12 protein-coding genes and 1 tRNA gene are annotated in these 18,620 nt (G+C 42.2%); 7 read left to right on the forward strand and 6 right to left on the reverse strand.

Features of this window, described 5'->3' with window-relative positions; genetic code table 11:
• Window positions 1–22: 22 nt before the first annotated feature.
• The 5 genes from N5O98_RS06710 (at window position 23) to N5O98_RS06730 (ending at window position 4,471) form a co-directional block, all read left to right on the forward strand.
• Window positions 23–997, forward strand: a complete 975-nt coding sequence (locus N5O98_RS06710) for a FimB/Mfa2 family fimbrial subunit (protein ID WP_004298233.1) — start codon at window positions 23–25, stop codon at window positions 995–997.
• Window positions 998–1,524: 527 nt separating this feature from the next.
• Window positions 1,525–1,596 (forward strand) — tRNA-Glu (locus N5O98_RS06715).
• A gap of 42 nt (window positions 1,597–1,638) precedes the next feature.
• A complete protein-coding gene (gene rpsT / locus N5O98_RS06720; RefSeq protein WP_004298235.1) occupies window positions 1,639–1,893 on the forward strand; it encodes a 30S ribosomal protein S20 in 255 nt (84 codons plus the stop codon).
• Between the two features lie 198 nt (window positions 1,894–2,091).
• Window positions 2,092–4,050 (forward strand): DNA topoisomerase (ATP-hydrolyzing) subunit B, encoded by a 1,959-nt coding sequence (gene gyrB, locus N5O98_RS06725; protein WP_004298236.1) that lies wholly within the window; start codon window positions 2,092–2,094, stop codon window positions 4,048–4,050.
• 211 nt (window positions 4,051–4,261) lie between these two features.
• A complete protein-coding gene (locus tag N5O98_RS06730; RefSeq protein ID WP_061448385.1) occupies window positions 4,262–4,471 on the forward strand; it encodes a hypothetical protein in 210 nt (69 codons plus the stop codon).
• Here N5O98_RS06730 and N5O98_RS06735 read toward each other — a convergent pair.
• Complete coding sequence (locus N5O98_RS06735) at window positions 4,468–5,049, reverse strand: DUF3109 family protein (protein ID WP_004298239.1); 582 nt, start codon at window positions 5,047–5,049, stop codon at window positions 4,468–4,470. The genes N5O98_RS06730 and N5O98_RS06735 overlap by 4 nt on opposite strands.
• Window positions 5,050–5,115: 66 nt before the next feature.
• Window positions 5,116–6,630: a 2,3-bisphosphoglycerate-independent phosphoglycerate mutase gene (gpmI, locus tag N5O98_RS06740; protein ID WP_032842877.1), complete on the reverse strand. Its 1,515-nt coding sequence runs from the start codon at window positions 6,628–6,630 to the stop codon at window positions 5,116–5,118.
• Between the two features lie 172 nt (window positions 6,631–6,802).
• Between gpmI and N5O98_RS06745 the strand changes: the two genes are divergently transcribed.
• Complete coding sequence (locus N5O98_RS06745) at window positions 6,803–9,253, forward strand: TlpA family protein disulfide reductase (RefSeq protein WP_008776057.1); 2,451 nt, start codon at window positions 6,803–6,805, stop codon at window positions 9,251–9,253.
• 230 nt (window positions 9,254–9,483) lie between these two features.
• On the forward strand, window positions 9,484–10,413 hold the full coding sequence (locus tag N5O98_RS06750) for a magnesium transporter CorA family protein (RefSeq protein ID WP_008776058.1): 930 nt from the start codon (window positions 9,484–9,486) through the stop codon (window positions 10,411–10,413).
• Between the two features lie 127 nt (window positions 10,414–10,540).
• On the opposite strand, the gene N5O98_RS06755 is transcribed toward N5O98_RS06750, so the two are convergent.
• The 4 genes from N5O98_RS06755 to N5O98_RS06770 all read right to left on the reverse strand — a co-directional run bounded on the left by N5O98_RS06755 (window position 10,541) and on the right by N5O98_RS06770 (window position 18,464).
• Window positions 10,541–12,082, reverse strand: coding sequence for a DUF5723 family protein (locus N5O98_RS06755; protein ID WP_118161316.1), 1,542 nt, complete (start codon window positions 12,080–12,082; stop codon window positions 10,541–10,543).
• Window positions 12,083–12,262: 180 nt separating this feature from the next.
• Window positions 12,263–12,865, reverse strand: a complete 603-nt coding sequence (locus N5O98_RS06760) for a ribonuclease HII (RefSeq protein ID WP_004298244.1) — start codon at window positions 12,863–12,865, stop codon at window positions 12,263–12,265.
• A gap of 89 nt (window positions 12,866–12,954) precedes the next feature.
• The gene (locus tag N5O98_RS06765; protein WP_118161317.1) at window positions 12,955–15,159 is read right to left on the reverse strand and encodes a sodium-translocating pyrophosphatase; all 2,205 of its coding nucleotides are present in this window, start codon (window positions 15,157–15,159) and stop codon (window positions 12,955–12,957) included.
• A 476-nt stretch (window positions 15,160–15,635) separates the two neighbouring features.
• Window positions 15,636–18,464 (reverse strand): two-component regulator propeller domain-containing protein, encoded by a 2,829-nt coding sequence (locus tag N5O98_RS06770; RefSeq protein ID WP_134978789.1) that lies wholly within the window; start codon window positions 18,462–18,464, stop codon window positions 15,636–15,638.
• Between the last annotated feature and the right edge of the window lie 156 nt (window positions 18,465–18,620).

Below are 18,620 nucleotides of genomic sequence, written 5' to 3' on the forward strand. Positions count from 1 at the left end.
ACCCGAACTAAATTTATTATAAATGCGTCCATTTTTACTCTATATTATCAGTGCCATCGCCTTGTTCTCATCCTGCAACTGGGTGAACGACGACTTGTCAGACTGCCCTTCCGGGACTTGGCTGAAAATCTCGTATACCTATAATATACTAGATGTGGACGCTGCCTCCACACAAGTAAGCGACATTACCATCCTTGCTTTCGACAAGGATGATAAATATGTGGATCGAGTGGACGTAGACAGCATTACATTACATCAAGGCTACTGTATGGTAAGAGTACCGTTTCCCGAAGGAACTTATCGTTTGCTTATATGGGGAGGGACATCCAACCACATGTACCAGCTCCCTAATCTCAAAGCTGGACAAACGGAACGAAGGTCCCTGAATATATCATTGGCATGCGATAATAAGAATCAGTCGAACAAGAAACTGAATGCACTCTTTTACAGTAGCCTTGAAAATATTACTATTAGTCAAAAATATCAGGTTATTACCGCCAATTTAGTGAAAGATACTAATTATTTCTCATGCATTCTTCAAGATGAAGCAAATGCCCCTCTAAGCCAAGAGGACTTTTCCTTTACTCTGGAATCTGCCAACGGAATAATAGACTACACAAACACACCGGTCGGTACAACTCCAGTCTACTATCTTCCATACCAGAAGGAAGTGGCTGTAATGTCCGAGCAAACTCCGGTCATCCATGCGAGATTAAATACATTACGTATCATGAAAGGAGATCAGACAACCTTATCGATCAAACATATACCAAGCGGCCAGAACATTCTTCGTCTCCCACTCACTCAATATCTGTTGTTATCCAAAATCTACAATGATATAGGTGAAATGAGTGACCAGGAGTATCTCGACCGTCAGGACTCATATACGCTTTTGTTCTTTATCCAGCCATCAGATACCGGAATTCCGCATATATGCCCAAGAATGCAAGTTAACGGATGGATTATACGCCTGAACAACTCCGAACTGGAGTCTTAAAAACGTGTGACGAAATAGTATGTGAACAATATTTAGGTGAGATGTATTTACAAAGGCTACTGCGAAGTACCCTAGTGGGCTCTTTTGCCCTCTGCTCATGTAATGTTTCCCACTACATGTAGCGTCTTAATAAAACGGTTTTTCAAAGAAAATATCGTTTTATTAAAATTGTTTGTTTTGTTTGTGTTTAGTGCATTCTGTCCAAGCGAGGAGAGAATGCACTTTTTTTGTTACAAGAGAAATCACAAAAATAAGCAGCCTTTTTATTCCACTATAATATAATAAGGTATATGGAAGAGAACACCTTCCAGTTTTTTTTCACTGATAAGATTTTTTTATAAAAACTGAAACCGTCTATTTTATTGAATATCAGCATAAAAGAATGGTCACTTTGAAAAAAACACATATTCAATGAAAAAATTCCTATAAATCATTTGCCAGTTTCAAAAAAGTTCCTACCTTTGCATCCGCAATCGAGAAACAAACACAGATTCGAGAAAGCAAAATGCAGAAATGCAACAAAGGATGGCCCGTTCGTCTATCGGTTAGGACGCAAGATTTTCATTCTTGAAAGGGGGGTTCGATTCCCCCACGGGCTACAAGTTAAAAGAATAAAGAACTAAAAAAATAGATTAGTCGAGATGGCAAATCATAAATCATCACTGAAAAGAATCAGACAAGAAGAGACAAGAAGACTTCACAACAGATATTATGGCAAAACCATGAGAAATGCTGTTAGAAAGCTTCGTGCAACTACTGATAAAGCAGAAGCAGTTGCAATGTACCCAGGCATTACAAAGATGTTGGATAAGTTGGCTAAAGTGAACATCATTCACAAAAACAAAGCTAGCAATCTGAAATCTAAGTTGGCTCTTTACATCAACAAGCTCGCTTAATAATAAGAATTTAACAATTCTATATAGCATCCAGGCTGAACTTTTAAGTTCGGCCTTTCTTGTTTATAACCAACTGAATATCAAACTTATCAAGAAAGCGGAGAATCAACCCGCATTCTTTATTTTTCACTGATTATTCTTCGCCAAGTCGACAATTTTCACTATATTTGCTCTGTTATTAAAGTTAGAAAGGCAATTATGAGCGAAGAACAAATCACTCCCAATAACGGGTCTTATTCTGCGGATAGCATCCAGGTATTGGAAGGTCTTGAAGCAGTAAGAAAACGCCCTGCGATGTACATTGGTGACATCAGCGTCAAGGGACTTCACCATTTGGTATACGAAATCGTTGACAACTCTATCGACGAAGCATTGGCCGGTTATTGCGACCACATCGAAGTAACAATCAACGAAGACAATTCAATCACAGTACAGGACAACGGACGCGGTATTCCGGTGGACTATCACGAGAAAGAAAAGAAGTCGGCACTGGAAGTTGCCATGACCGTACTGCATGCCGGAGGTAAATTCGACAAGGGTTCTTACAAGGTATCCGGAGGTTTGCACGGTGTAGGTATGTCTTGCGTAAACGCGCTGTCTACCCACATGACTACGCAAGTATTCCGCGATGGTAAAATCTATCAGCAGGAGTATGAGATCGGTAAACCGCTTTACTCTGTAAAAGAAGTCGGTACAGCCGACATCACTGGAACCCGCCAACAATTCTGGCCGGATAATACCATCTTTACAGAAACGGTATACGATTACAAGATTCTGGCTTCACGTCTGCGCGAATTGGCTTATCTGAACGCTGGTCTCCGCATCACCCTGACGGACCGTCGGGTTGTGAACGAGGACGGAAGCTTCAAGGGTGAGCAGTTTTATTCAGAAGAAGGTTTGAGAGAGTTTGTACGTTTTATCGAGTCTTCACGCGAGCACTTGATTAACGACGTTATCTATCTGAACTCGGAAAAACAGGGAATTCCTATTGAAGTGGCTATCATGTACAATACCGGATTCTCCGAAAACGTTCACTCATACGTTAACAATATCAACACTATCGAAGGTGGTACACACTTGGCAGGTTTCCGCCGTGCGCTGACCCGTACGTTGAAGAAATACGCCGAAGACAGCAAGATGCTGGAAAAGGTGAAGGTTGAAATCTCGGGAGATGACTTCCGTGAAGGTTTGACTGCCGTTATTTCTGTAAAAGTAGCTGAACCACAGTTTGAAGGACAGACTAAAACGAAGTTGGGTAACAACGAAGTGATGGGTGCTGTTGACCAAGCAGTGGGTGAAGTATTGGCATATTATCTGGAAGAACATCCGAAGGAAGCAAAAACGATTGTAGACAAGGTGATTCTCGCGGCTACCGCACGTCACGCAGCAAGAAAAGCCCGTGAAATGGTACAACGCAAATCGCCGATGTCGGGTGGTGGTCTGCCGGGTAAATTAGCCGACTGTTCGGATAAGGATCCTTCAAAATGTGAATTATTCCTTGTCGAGGGAGATTCGGCAGGTGGTACTGCCAAGCAGGGACGTAACCGTATGTTCCAGGCTATCCTCCCATTACGCGGTAAGATTCTGAATGTGGAAAAAGCCATGTATCACAAGGCTTTGGAAAGTGATGAAATCCGCAATATCTACACAGCTCTCGGTGTAACTATCGGAACTGACGAAGACAGCAAGGAAGCCAACATACAGAAGCTGCGCTATCATAAGATTATCATCATGACCGATGCCGACGTCGATGGTTCTCACATCGACACACTGATTATGACATTCTTCTTCCGCTATATGCCACAGATTATCCAGAATGGCTATTTGTACATCGCTACTCCCCCGCTCTACCTCTGCAAAAAAGGTAAAGTAGAAGAGTATTGCTGGACAGATGCACAGCGCCAGAAGTTTATTGACACTTACGGTGGCGGTTCGGAAAATGCAATTCATACACAGCGCTACAAAGGTTTGGGTGAAATGAACGCCCAGCAATTGTGGGAAACAACCATGGACCCCGAAAACCGTATGCTGAAACAAGTAAATATTGACAACGCCGCAGAAGCTGATTATATCTTCTCTATGTTGATGGGTGAAGATGTAGGGCCACGCCGCGAGTTTATTGAAGAGAATGCAACGTATGCAAATATCGATACATAATTAAATAATTACGTTTTATAAACCAACCTCACATCTTACAACGAGGAAACGCCGATGGCGAAGGAACATCCTTCGATCGGTGTTTTTCTTTTGCCCAAAGGGGCTTTCATATTCAAATCGATCAACCGTCCATCTCTTAATAAAACCTAACAGCAGAAACGTTTTCCATACAAAATCACTATCTTGCATAAAAAGCAAAGAAAACATAACTATGAAAATGAAAACTACTGTTCCTAATCCGTTATTTGCAAAGATCAGGTTGTTTCTTATTGTATTGACTTCCTGCGTAATCGCCACTTGTATTTTCTTGATTATTATTCATCCGGAAGTATGGATGATACCGGCATGCGGAATTATTATCGCATTGTGTATTTTACTATATCAGGTATATTGCATACGCAAGAACCGGAAGAGAATTTAAATGTACTGTTGCTTTTTCAGTTCTTCGGCAACAGTGACCAGCTCTTTGTACCATTCTTCACCGAACTTACGGATTAAAGGCTCTTTCAAAAACTGATATACGGGAAGATTCTCTTTTTTTCCCAGCAAAACCGCTGCTTTGCATACGTCCCAACGATTATAATTCACCGCTTTATAAGGTCCGTAATCTCCAATCCGGATAGGATAAAGATGGCAGGACACCGGTTTATAGAAGGCAGTCTTTCCCTCTCGATAGGCCTTTTCGATCGCGCAATAGCAGCAACCATTCTCATCATAACAAGTAAACACACAGTCCTTATTATTGACAATAGAAGTCACCAAATCACCTTCCTGATCCGTATATACCACCCCTTGCTTTTCAATCACCGCACGTGCTTCCGAAGCCAGTTCGTCCCAGATAACCGGCAAAACCTCTTCCAGCTCCATCACCTCATCCAGCTCTACCGGAGCACCGGCATCACCTTCAATGCAACAAGCGCCCTTGCAGGCACCCAGATCGCAAAGAAACTTCTCCTGAAATACATCAAGAGACACTACTACATCACCTATTTGTATCATTTTAAACCTTATGTGAGACAAAAAGGGCGGAGTTCTACTCCGCCCTCCCAATTATAGAAATTTAAATTACTTAATCAAAACGTTTCCGTCCATTTCAGCCGGAGCAGCCAGACCCATAATCTTGAGAATAGTCGGAGCAACATCTGCCAGACGACCGTTTTCTACTTTCGCAGTTTTGTTCTCTGTTACATAAACACAAGGAACAGGGTTCAAAGAGTGAGCAGTGTTCGGAGTACCGTCTTCGTTCAAAGCGTGGTCAGCATTACCATGATCGGCAATGATAATTGCTTCGTAATCCTGTGCTTTGGCAGCTTCGATTACATCTTTCACGCAAGCATCTACAGCAATAACAGCTTTCTCGATTGCTTCATAAATACCGGTATGACCTACCATGTCACCATTAGCGAAGTTCACTACGATGAAATCATATTTGTTCTCGTTGATGGCAGCCACCAATTTGTCTTTTACTTCGAAAGCACTCATTTCCGGCTTCAAGTCGTAAGTAGCCACTTTGGGAGAAGGAACAAGGATACGATCTTCTTTATCAAACGGAGTTTCACGTCCACCATTGAAGAAGAATGTTACGTGCGCATACTTTTCTGTTTCAGCGATATGAAGTTGGCTCAAGCCTTTAGAAGCAAGATATTCGCCTAATGTATTAGATACATTATCTTTGTCGAACAGGATATGAACGCCCTTGAAAGAAGCATCGTACGGAGTCATACAGTAATATTGCAGCCCTGGGATGGTGTGCATACCTGCTTCCGGCATATCTTGTTGAGTCAATACAACAGTCAACTCTTTGGCACGGTCATTACGGTAATTGAAGAAGATAACTACATCACCTTCTTTGATTGTTCCGTCGCAGTTGGCATTCACAATCGGTTTGATGAATTCATCTGTAACACCTGCATTATAAGACTCCTGCATAGCCTGAACCATATCGGTAGCTTTCTCACCTATGCCGTTTACAAGCAGGTCATAAGCTTCTTTTACACGTTCCCAACGTTTGTCACGGTCCATAGCGTAATAACGGCCGATGATAGAAGCAATCTTGCCTGCTGATTTCTCACAGTGTGCAGAAAGTTCTTCGATAAAGCCTTTACCACTCTTCGGGTCAGTGTCACGACCATCCATGAAGCAATGGATAAATGTATTGTCAATATTATATTCTTTAGCGATATCGCAAAGTTTGAAGAGATGAACGAGTGAGCTGTGTACGCCACCGTTAGAAGTCAGCCCCATAAAGTGAACACTCTTTCCGTTTTCTTTTGCATAAGAGAAAGCAGAAACGACTTCAGGATTTTTCAGGATGCTATTGTCAGCACATGCACGATTGATTTTTACCAAATCCTGATAAACTACGCGTCCGGCACCGATATTCAAGTGACCTACTTCCGAGTTACCCATCTGCCCGTCGGGCAAACCTACGTTTTCACCGCTTGCCTGAAGTTGAGAGTGAGGATAAGTAGTCATCAGATAATCCCAGTAAGGAGTGGGAGTGTTGAAGATTACGTCATCTTTCTTTTGGTCACCTAATCCCCAACCATCGAGGATCATTAAAAGGGCTTTCTTACTCATAATATTTCAATATTTAAATTATCACTCTGATTTTCGGGCGCAAAGGTACAAAAAAGATGGTTACGTAAACGTTTAATCTATGTTAAGTTACAGGGCAGAAGTGCACCAGGCTATGAATATTTTTCTTACTTTGTAAAATTACTTTCAATATGTTGATCGAAAAACTATTATTATGAAAACAACTTTATTTTGTATCTTACTTTTGTTATCGGGTATAGTATCCGCACAAACAATCGACCATCCTCCTTTCAAAGCCCGATCAGGAAGTATTTCCAACATCACCCGCATAGAGCGCACTCCCGAGAACACAAGAGTATATATTCATGCTATCTTCCGCCCGCACTGGTGGATCATGGAGGATGGAGATACCTATCTGGAAGATGCCGCAACCGGCAAGAAATATCTGTTCAAAAGTGCTGAAGGTATCGAACTCAAAAAAGAAGTCTATATGCCGGATTCAGGAACAATGGATTATGTGCTGGTTTTCGAGCCGTTACCGTCAGAAACACAGACCATTCATTTTCTCAATCCTACTGATCCCGAAGGCAATATTTATGACATATCGCTAGTCCTGCAAAAGAAGAAAGATTCTTCTCCACTAGCCACCATCAAATGCAATTGGTTCAAGACAGACGGTTCCGGTTCATGGGAATATGGAGTTTACGACTCCATCAGCATTCTGAATAACCGGATATACATCAATGAAAATATCCGAAAAAAGGGAAAGCGGATTGAAATGACTTTAAAAGATAGAGAGAGTCAGGAGGAAATGACTTTATCATTCACCCCGCAAAAAGACGGCACGTGTAAGATTCAGCAGAAAGGAGCGGAAGAATTAGTGTACAGCAAGGAGAGAACTCCGATTACACAGGTTGCTGCAGAACCTGATTTTAAGCAATTCTTCCGCCAGGATTCAACTTATCTGCAAGGGTATATAAACGGATACGATCCTCGTTTAGGATTTGACACCGGTCTTATTTATCTGTCAAATGAACTGACCCGTGAAGATTATCCGACCGTCATCCAGATAGCCCCGAACGGTAGTTTTAGCTGTCGATTTATCATTAATCATCCGATAGAATCATCGGTAGTACTAGGACACAACTGGATTCCATTCTATATTGAACCCGGACAAACTCTCACCATGTATATCGACTGGGAAGCTGTAATGGCACGCAGCCGTGCACGCGATCATTACTTCCCTATCAGGAACACAGCATATATGGGTCCATCCGCCTCTCTCTCCTACCTGCTGAAAGACTTTGATAACCTGATAACCTATCGCTATGAGGACTTATCGAAATCACAAAAGACATTAACTCCCGACCAATACAAGGAGCACATGAAGCCTATCATTGCACAATGGAAACAGGTTGCAGACTCTGTAAGCCAAATCTATCAGCCCTCTCTCAAGGCAGTTCATCTGATAAAGAACAAGGTAGATTTGCAAGCCGGAAGTATGCTTTTTGATTTCTTGATGAGCAGAGATTATTACGCAAAGCAAGATAGCACCAATCAGGCGCTGAAAGTAAAGGAAGACGATTCCTATTACAGTTTCTTGAAAGATATGCCACTCAATGATGTAACCGTACTTGCAAACACAAACGCAAGTACATTTATCAACCGTTTCGAATATATGGACCTGTTCCGGAAAGCATATTCCGACCAGTCTTTTTCTCCATCAGACAGCATTGATTATACTTATCCGAAGAAACCTCTATTGACTTTCCTTAAAGAAAAAGGTGTGAAACTAAATAAGGAGCAGGAAGCAATAAGACTTAGACAGGAGAAGTTGGCCGGAACTACTGCCAAAATTATAATGAGGCAGTTAATTGCAGAGAACGAGAAGATGGCATCGCTCTATGAAAAAGAACAAAAACTCATACAAGAATATGTGGCATTATATTCCGAGAAAAAGGAAGAATCCCAGCAGGATAAGGATAAAATCTTTATAAAAATGAACCAGAAATATGATTTCAAGAAAGATTCCATCATTGCACAATTATATCCTACTCCCAACCCTTTGCTCTGGCAAATAGCCAAAGTGCGGAGCCTTAATTTTAATTTAGGAAATATCAAAGACAGCCAAATAGCTCATGAATATGTGGATAGCATCAAACAAATATTCACCGAACCGTTTCTCGCATCAGAAGCTGAACGAGTGCTGGAAAAGACACACCCGAAAGATAGGGCAAGATCTTATCAGTTGCCTGATGGAAAAGCGACTGAAGTATTCCGCAACATCATAAAGAATCATTCAGGTAAGGTTCTGTTTGTCGATTTCTGGGCAACGACTTGTGGCCCTTGTCGTGCAGGAATAGAGGCAACTGCCGATTTACGCAAAAAATATAAAGATCATCCGGAGTTTCAATTCATCTATATCACAAGTCAGAAAGATTCGCCCGAGAAAGACTACAAAAAATATATAGAGAAGAATCTAAAAGGAGAAGCCTGTTATTATGTTTCGGAGGCAGAGTTCAATTATCTGCGTCAACTATTCCAGTTCAATGGTATTCCACACTATGAACTTGTTGAAAAAGATGGCAGCATATCCAAAGAGCGTTTAAGCAGTTACAATATCAGGAAATATCTGGATAATCATTTCGAAGGAAAAGCAGAATAGGATCGGAGCCTCTAAATAAAGGGCACAAATAAAAGAATATCAAAAAAAGCGATACAAAGGGCGGAACCCTCTTCATTTTTCCGTACCTTTGCATCGCTTTTAAATTAAAATCATAGAAATATGGACGATTCAAACCCGCGAACGTGCACAACTAGTATTAATTAAAGCGAACAGAGTCATTGAAACCTGATGCCTCTGCTCGTGTAAAACAAACGAAAGGAGGCAATAAGATGAGAACGTATCTTTATTGTGAAGCCGGCTTTGTGGAAAAAGCTCAATGGCTTCCTAACAGCTGGGTAAATGTAGTATGCCCAAATAATGATGACTTTGAATTTCTAACTCAAACTCTCAACGTACCCGAATCATTTCTTAATGACATAGCCGATACGGACGAACGTCCGCGTACGGATACGGAAGGTAACTGGTTATTGACCATTCTTCGTATCCCTGTGCAGAACAAGCAGAACGGCAGCCTGCCCTTCGACACTGTACCGATTGGAATAATCACCAATAACGAGATTATTGTGTCCGTCTGTTATCACAACACCGATTTGCTACCGGATTTCATAGAGCATACCCGTCGAAAAGGGATTGTTGTACGCAACAAGCTGGATCTGATTTTTCGGATCATCTATTCTTCTGCCGTATGGTTCCTGAAATACCTAAAGCAGATAAACATAGACATCAGCGCCGCAGAAAAGGAACTGGAACGAAGCATCCGCAACGAGGACCTACTCCGGCTGATGAGACTGCAGAAAACATTGGTCTACTTCAATACTTCCATCCGTGGAAATGAAGTAATGATAGGAAAATTAAGGACTATTTTCCAGGATACGGATTATCTGGACACTGAACTAGTGGAAGATGTGATTATCGAATTGAAACAGGCACTTAACACGGTGAATATTTACAGTGACATTCTCACGGGAACGATGGATGCTTTTGCCTCCATTATCTCCAATAACGTGAATACAATCATGAAACGCATGACAAGTCTGTCCATCGTCCTGATGCTCCCGACATTGATTGCCAGTTTCTATGGTATGAATGTGGATATTCATCTGGAAGAGGTACCCTTTGCTTTCTCTTTGATCGTACTATTTTCCATCGGATTGTCAACTCTTGCGTTTGTGATATTCCGGAAGATAAAATGGTTCTAATACAAAAAACAGCTTACCATCTGTGATCCTTTAGAGGATTCTAAGACGGTAAGCTGTAAATTATACGTTTTTTATTCTATAGAGAATTAATTAAAAGAGAATGTTTAGAGAGAGAAATTAAAATATCTTATCCTTCTTTACTTGCTTTTCTTCCGCCCAACGGAATAGAAACTCCAACGAATCCATTCACAGAGTTAGAGTTCTTGCCTAAGAACATATAGTCAGTTCCGACAAACAGAGGACCTAATTTCAGACCCAGACCGAAAGATTTACCGGCTGACTGGATAGCTGAGTAACTAAGTGCTACATTGAACCAGCTTTTCGGACGGTAGTTTGCAGAGAATGTTAATTCTGTAAGAGCATCAGGCTGTACAAAACGAGTGGTTGACAATACACCCACTGCTAATTTGTTATTGAAGAATCCATATTCTGCACCTAATACTAGGGTAGAAGCAAGACGAGATTTACGAGATTCTTTAGCATCGCTTACTTCGAGTTGCAACATGTCATAGTCAAGTACATCACCATTTGTTACACGGTCCATATATCCTTGAGCGTCATTCTGCAACTGATTTACAGCGTTCATAACAGTATTCGGATTATTCGGATCAACCATATTTGCATAGGTACTTCCTTTAATATCAATCGGATCCGGATTAGCAGATGCAATCTTTGTACTTGATTTTGACCAAGAGATAAAACCTAAGTCAAGAACAGAAGCAGATACAGTCAGATTATCCAATATTTTATAAGAAGCTCCTAAATCGATACCAAAACCGTACCCAGCTATACCCAATTTACCGCTATCGAAATCAAAGTCAGTTACATAATCTTTACCCTCTTCTTCTTGCAATTCCAAGCCTTTGAAAGAACTTTTCAGTTCGGCACCAACAGTCAAGTTTGCATGATAGTTATTAAACTTATCCTTTAATTCTTGTGCTGCCTGTGCTGCCTGTGAAGGGCTCATAGAATTCCAATAGCTCTCACTTGACCACTGATTTATTTGTTGATCACTAGGTAAATTAGCGCTCATTGCAACTCTATTAAGTTTCAACTCCATGTTACCAATACCCAATAAAGCTTTCACTCTAGCACCAACTGTCAAACGGCTATTAATCTGACGTGAAAGTCCTAAACCAATTTCAGTATAAGCATTAATGTTCAATTGCTGACCACTAATATCATAGTTACTATTTCTCCAGTTTTCTTCAACTGTTTCCATCTCATTCAAGAAGGTAAACATATTCTTTGTCAGGTTAGCACCGATATCTGTACGAAGACCGATATTGAATGACCAAAAGTTTTTTCCTTTATACCATCCTGCAGAAAGAATTTCTGTACTGAAGTTCACATTCAATTTATTATTATCTTTCAGACGATTCATGAAATCCGGTTTGGTGTAGAAATCATCGCCATCATCAATAATATCAATGATATCCTGATAGCCTAACGAAGTAGAACCAACCGTTGCATTAACAGCACCGATCACTGGAAGGTTAAAGTAACCTTTAGTCGGTGTTAAAGCCGGATTCAGTTGTTGACGATAGTGAGTACCTTCCATGAAATAGGAAGTACGTAAAAACTGTGCATTTGCAGAAAGAGTGCAAACCAACATAATAAAAAATACCCCAATGAGCTTAGAAGACCATAATAGCTTGTTCGTTGCCATGATTTTAAACTTTTTAATTCTTATTATTGTTCGCAAAGATATAGCATTTCAATAACAAATAAAAGCACTAGGCAACACTTTTTTAGCCTAAACGGAACAATTTCACGGTTATCCGTAACAAAATCGTGCTTATTCTGCAAAAAAATGTAGAAAATGTGTGTAAAATGAAACAAAGCGACTTTAGAAGCTCAAAGTCAACTGGCCATCTCCCAACAGATTGAACGTCATGCGATGGTAAGGAGTAGTGCCACGTTCGGCAATGGCGGCACGATGTTTTTTAGTTGGATAACCTTTATTGTGGTCCCAGTCATAATATGGAAATTCTTCGTGAAGACGGTTCATATAATCGTCTCGATATGTTTTGGCTAAAATTGAAGCTGCTGCTATCGAAAGATATTTCCCGTCTCCTTTCACTACTGTAGTATGGGGAACACCGGGGTATTTAGTGAAACGATTACCGTCGATCAGTAAATGTTGGGGACGGGTGGTCAACTGATCCACTGCACGATGCATCGCCAGAAAAGAAGCCCGCAGGATATTTATTTCATCAATTTCTTCCGGTGACACAATGCCAACTGCCCAAGCTATCGCTTCTTTCTCTATTACCTCACGCAATGCATAACGTTGCTTTTCGGTCAGTTGTTTGGAGTCATTCAACAGTTCATTCTTAAAATCCTTCGGAAGAATAACCGCAGCAGCATATACCGCTCCCGCCAAACACCCACGACCGGCCTCATCACATCCGGCCTCAATCAGATTCTCGTTCAAATAAGGTAATAACATATTTATCGCTTCTATTTTGATACAAAGGTAATTCAAATTAAAAAAGGAGACTTGTTTTGTCTCCTTTTTCTTATTTCTCTTCTGCTTTTTTAGAATAAACTCCAAGCAACCGTAAGTCCTGCCATCACAATGGCGACCATGCTCATAAGCTTTATCAAAATATTCAAGCTCGGACCGGAGGTATCTTTAAACGGATCACCTACTGTATCTCCTACTACGGTTGCTTTATGCACTTCACCGCCTTTTCCACCAAAGTTACCTTCTTCTACATATTTCTTTGCGTTATCCCATGCACCTCCGGCGTTAGCCATAAAGATAGCCAACACGAAACCACTGCTCAAGCCACCAATCAGCAGACCGAGTACGCCGGGAACACCAAAGATAAATCCTGTAAGAATCGGAGCAACAATAGCAATCAAGGAAGGAATAACCATCTCACGCTGCGCACCCTTTGTCGATATTTCAACACAACGTTCGTAATCCGGCTCGGCTTCTCCGGTCAGAATACCCTTTATATCACGAAACTGGCGACGCACTTCGTCAACCATGTGTCCTGCCGCACGCCCTACTGCATTCATTGTCAAACCACAAAACAGGAAAGCCATCATTGAACCGAGGAACATGCCCGAAAGTACTTTCGGATTCATCAAGTGTACTTCGTAATAATCCATGAAGTCGATAAAAGTGGCATTTGCTACGCTGATAGAACTTCCATCTGCAAAAGTCAGGTCCACATTACCAAGACGTGTCAGACCGATTCGGATTTCTTCAATATAAGAAGCCAGCAAAGCCAGACCTGTCAGCGCAGCGGAACCGATTGCAAAACCTTTTCCCGTGGCGGCAGTTGTGTTACCCAATGAATCGAGCGCATCAGTACGTTTGCGAACTTCAGCACCCAGGCCGGACATTTCCGCATTACCTCCCGCATTATCCGCAATCGGACCGTAAGCATCCGTTGCCAATGTGATACCTAAGGTAGAAAGCATACCAACAGCTGCAATACCGATACCATACAATCCCATGCCGACATTACCGAAATCACCTGCGGAAGCCAACAGATAGGAAGCAATGATACCAATCACTACCGCAACTACAGGAATAGCTGTAGAAAGCATACCCAAACCGATACCGGAAATAATGACAGTAGCAGGGCCAGTCTTACCGCTTTCACTTAGTTTCTGGGTAGGACGATAAGATTGAGAAGTATAATATTCCGTAGAACGTCCGATGATAATACCTACTACCAGTCCGACTACTACGGCACAAGAAATCCAAGTCCAGTTATCTAGTTGCAAAAGCCACAGGATTAAGAATGTAGCTGCAACAATAAGCACGGAACTAAGGTTTGTGCCGAAAGCCAATGAACCGAGCAAGTCTTTCATGGTCGCATTCTCTTTAGTACGGACAGCGAATATCCCTATAATAGAAAGGATAATACCAACAGCTGCAATCAACATCGGAGCAATAACTGCCTTGAATTGCATCACTGTATCTGCCGAATGGATAAAAGCAGCAGCACCCAGTGCAGCTGTTGCCAGAATCGAGCCACAGTAAGATTCATATAAATCGGCTCCCATACCGGCCACGTCACCTACATTGTCACCTACATTATCGGCAATAGTAGCAGGATTACGAGGGTCATCTTCCGGAATTCCGGCTTCTACTTTACCTACCAAGTCGGCTCCAACATCGGCTGCCTTCGTATAGATACCACCACCTACACGGGCAAAGAGTGCTTGCGTAGAAGCACCCATACCGAAAGTCAGCATGGTAGTAGTAATCACACAGAGTTTATGAGTAGGTGTCAGCGCATCAGCAGGAATCACTGCATTCAACAACAGATACCAGAAAGATATATCGAGCAATCCCAGGCCAACTACAACTAATCCCATCACCGCGCCGCTTCGGAAAGCAATCCTCAACCCTGCATTCAGAGAATTACGGGCGGCATTAGCGGTACGAGCCGACGCATAAGTCGCCGTCTTCATCCCTAAAAATCCGGAAAGCCCGGAGAAAAATCCGCCTGTAAGAAAAGCAACGGGAACCCATGCGTTCTGTACATGAAAGCCATAGGCCATAATTGAAAACAAAATAACCAATCCCAAGAATACCCAGCCTACTATTTTGTATTGCTGTTTCAGATAAGACATAGCTCCTTTGCGCACAGCAGCAGCTATCTTTATCATTTGGGGTGTACCTTCGCTCTCTTTCATCATTTGCTTATGAAAGTAATAAGCAAAGCAGAGGGCTAACACGGAAGCGACTGGAACCAGCCAGAAAAGAATGTTGTCCATAGGATCAATTTTTAAAGGGTTTACGGAGGCTAAAAGTATGGAAATCAAATGAAATAAGCAAGTAAAAAAGAAAGAATTTATAAAGCTGAATTATTCTATCTTTTAATCTCTTTAAACAAAATGGGCACACTGTAGTTATTTACTTCATTCCCTCATTTCTATACGGAAATGAACTAATTTCGAGCTTGTGCAGATTTATTTTTGATACCTAATGGGGTTATGGCTAATGATACATGAATTTATTCGTCTGGCAATTGTTGTTCTTTCGTCTGACAATTGTCAGACGAAAGAACAACAATTGCCAGACGAAAGTTCAACAACTGTCAGACGAATAAATCTATATATGATGAATATTAAATCATCGCATATTACCAATTAAATCTTAGAAGAACTAAGATTAGTTCATTCCAGTACCGAAAGGAGCTAAAACCTGTTCACCACCCCATGATAAAATAACGAATAATAGCCCATAGTTACTAATCCTCTGCCATTCTCTGCTTATTTTGTTGGGCAAACTCTGTAGGAGTAACTCCGAATTGCTTCTGAAATATCTTTGCGAAGTAAGAAGGCGACTGGAAACCTACTCTGTCAGAGATTTCGTTGATGCGCAATTCTCCCTCCTGCAATAGTTCTGCCGCACGTTTTAATCGGATGATACGGATAAAGTCGAGTGAAGAAAGATCGGTCAGCGCCTTAATCTTACGATGCAGGCTGGAGCGGGACATATTCATGGCTGCAGCCAATGCTTCCACATTATAATTGGCGTCGGAAAGATTCTCACGCACTTTGGCTATCAGTTGGGACATCAGTTGTTCATCAGCCCGTGACATCGCACCCCCTTGCGGAGTACAAGCTCCGTAAGTGATCTGATTAATAAACATCTCATGCGTACGATGGGATTCACGCTCACGCGCCAGTTCTGCCAATAATTGCTGCTCACGGATCTTTTGTACTTCCCGGCGGCGATAGGCGCGAAGAGTCAAGACAAAGCTGCCGGACACTACAATGATATAGATAAGGTAAGCCCACACTGTACGCCACCAAGGTGGAAGAATACGCACTGATAAAGTAGCTTCTTCCTGATTCCAGACACCATTATTATTACTGCCCCGCACACGGAACAGGTAGTCTCCCGGCGGGAGCTGGGCATAAGACGCTGTATGCACATCAGATGTATAATTCCAGTCATTATCTATCCCTTCCATTTTGTAGGCATAGCGATTTGCACCCGGTGAGGTATAACTTAAAGCTACAAAATCAAAGCTGACGTTAGAACGGTAAGGCAGTTGCACACCATCTGCCGTGAAAGGAGTTTCACGTCCCTGCACGTACATTTCGGTGATATAGACTGGAGGCACAAAAGTATTCGGATGGACAATTTGCGGATTAAAAGAGACCAATCCATTGATAGTTCCCATCCAAATAGTACCATCAGAGGCAGCCAAGGCCGATTTATAGTTAAACTGGTTATCAGGTAACCCGTCATTTCGGTTGAAGACTTGCAGGCTGTCTGTTTCCGGATGAAGACAAACCAGCCCACGGTCTGTTCCGAACCAGATACGATGTTGCCGGTCTTCCACGACTTTATATGTTACGTTGTCCGGAAGCCCGTCCGCTTTGGTGTATGTCCGGAATCTTCCGGTTTCGGGGTTAAAACGCAACAATCCACCCCGGTCTGTAGAAAACCAGATAAAGCCTTTACTATCCTCCGAAATACCTGTCACTTCATTCGTTCCGATAGAAGTGCTGTCCCCCGGTATACATTTATAGCTGACCATCTGATCTGTCTGCGGATGATACCGGAATATTCCACTGCCCATCGTTGCCACCCATATATTGCCGGATTTATCTTCGAGAATATCACGCATATAAGCATACCCGAATTGCTCCATTTTCTCAAAAGTCTGTCCTTTGTCGGCCGAACGGAAGATGTTCCAGCCATCACCCAACCAGATTGCTCCCCCACGATCGCGGTAAAGGGCAAACACGGAACCTTCACTGATACCAAGTTGTGCGGGATAGAACGTCTGAACCTGATCTTGAGGAACAATCAGGTCAATGCCCCCTTTAAAGTAACCTGCGCCAACCAAATCATCCGAAGCGAACAGGCTTAATACATTCTGACGGTCAGGCGACTGGGGAATTTTAGTGAAAGTCTGTGTTCCCGGATTCCAGTAGCAAACACCGCCATCCTGTGTACTAACCCACACCACTCCGTCTTTTCCTTCCGCCAATTCACTGATGCGTCGTCCGCTGACTGTACCGGGCGCTCCCGGAAGATAAACCGAAAAATCGAGCGTACGTACAGGCAGATAGCTGGCTCCTCCAAATTGCGTACAGATCCAGGTTCCCCCTTCACGATCACGATAAATCTTATCGACGATAGCATCTCCAAGCCCATACTTCCCTCCGGCATCGGCAGGAATATGTTGCACACTGTTGTGTTTCTCATTAATCACATAAACGCCATTCTGCGTACCCACCCACAGCTCGTCTCCGAAGCAAACAGCGTAGCGGATAATTTTTCGATGTACTTCGGGCGCAGGGAATATACTCACTTCTCCAGTCTTTTTATTGAACCGTTTCAGTTCCTCTTCATGCACTCCGACAATCAGTTCATCGCCATAATCGCACAGAGTAAAGATGAAATCCCCTTTAAGGGCTTCTGTTGCATAGGGCACAAACTTATCCTGCTCCGGACTGTAACGGTAAATTCCCGCTCCATACGTACCCACCCAGACCGTACCTTCTTTATCTACACAGATAGACTGCGGAAAGTCCTTGCTTTTATCCTTACTGGGACAGGGAATATAGCGGAACAGTTTACCCGTCTCCACCTGATAGCGGAAAACTCCCTGATTCGGTGCATTCACCCAGATATTTCCTGAATGATCTGCCAGAATATCTTCAATCCAGTTGTATCTGATTTGCTCTCCGCTCTCTGTGCGGGCATCAAAGAACGAAAACTTCCCGGTAGCAAGCTCTTGAATATAAACACCATCATCCGTACCTACCCATAATTGACGGTGATTATCCTCAAAAAGAGCGGATATGACCTGATTGCCATGCTGCAAAGTTTCGTCATAGCAGTTATAAAGCTTCATCGACACGCCGTCATAACGATTAAGACCGTTGCGCGTACCCAGCCAGATAAAACCGTAACTATCTTGAATAATGGACTTGACATGACTGTTCGAAAGACCGCTTCCTCCATCTACACGGATAAAGTTATACTGTCCCGTCGCGGCAAAATCCGGAAGGAAAAAACAAATAGAAAGGAGAAAAAGCAGCAATTTCCTTTTCATACACAGATATTAGATAGCGACAAATATAGTTTTTTTTACGCTAAATGCATAGGAAGGATGAAACATTTGTTGCACGGATGGCAATAAATGTCGCACTGCAAAGGGCTATCGCACACTTGAAACATCTCTTGCACATCTTGACAAAAAAGAGTATAG

Source organism: Bacteroides sp. LFL-34 (genome assembly GCF_027257075.1).
Classification (GTDB): domain Bacteria; phylum Bacteroidota; class Bacteroidia; order Bacteroidales; family Bacteroidaceae; genus Bacteroides; species Bacteroides ovatus.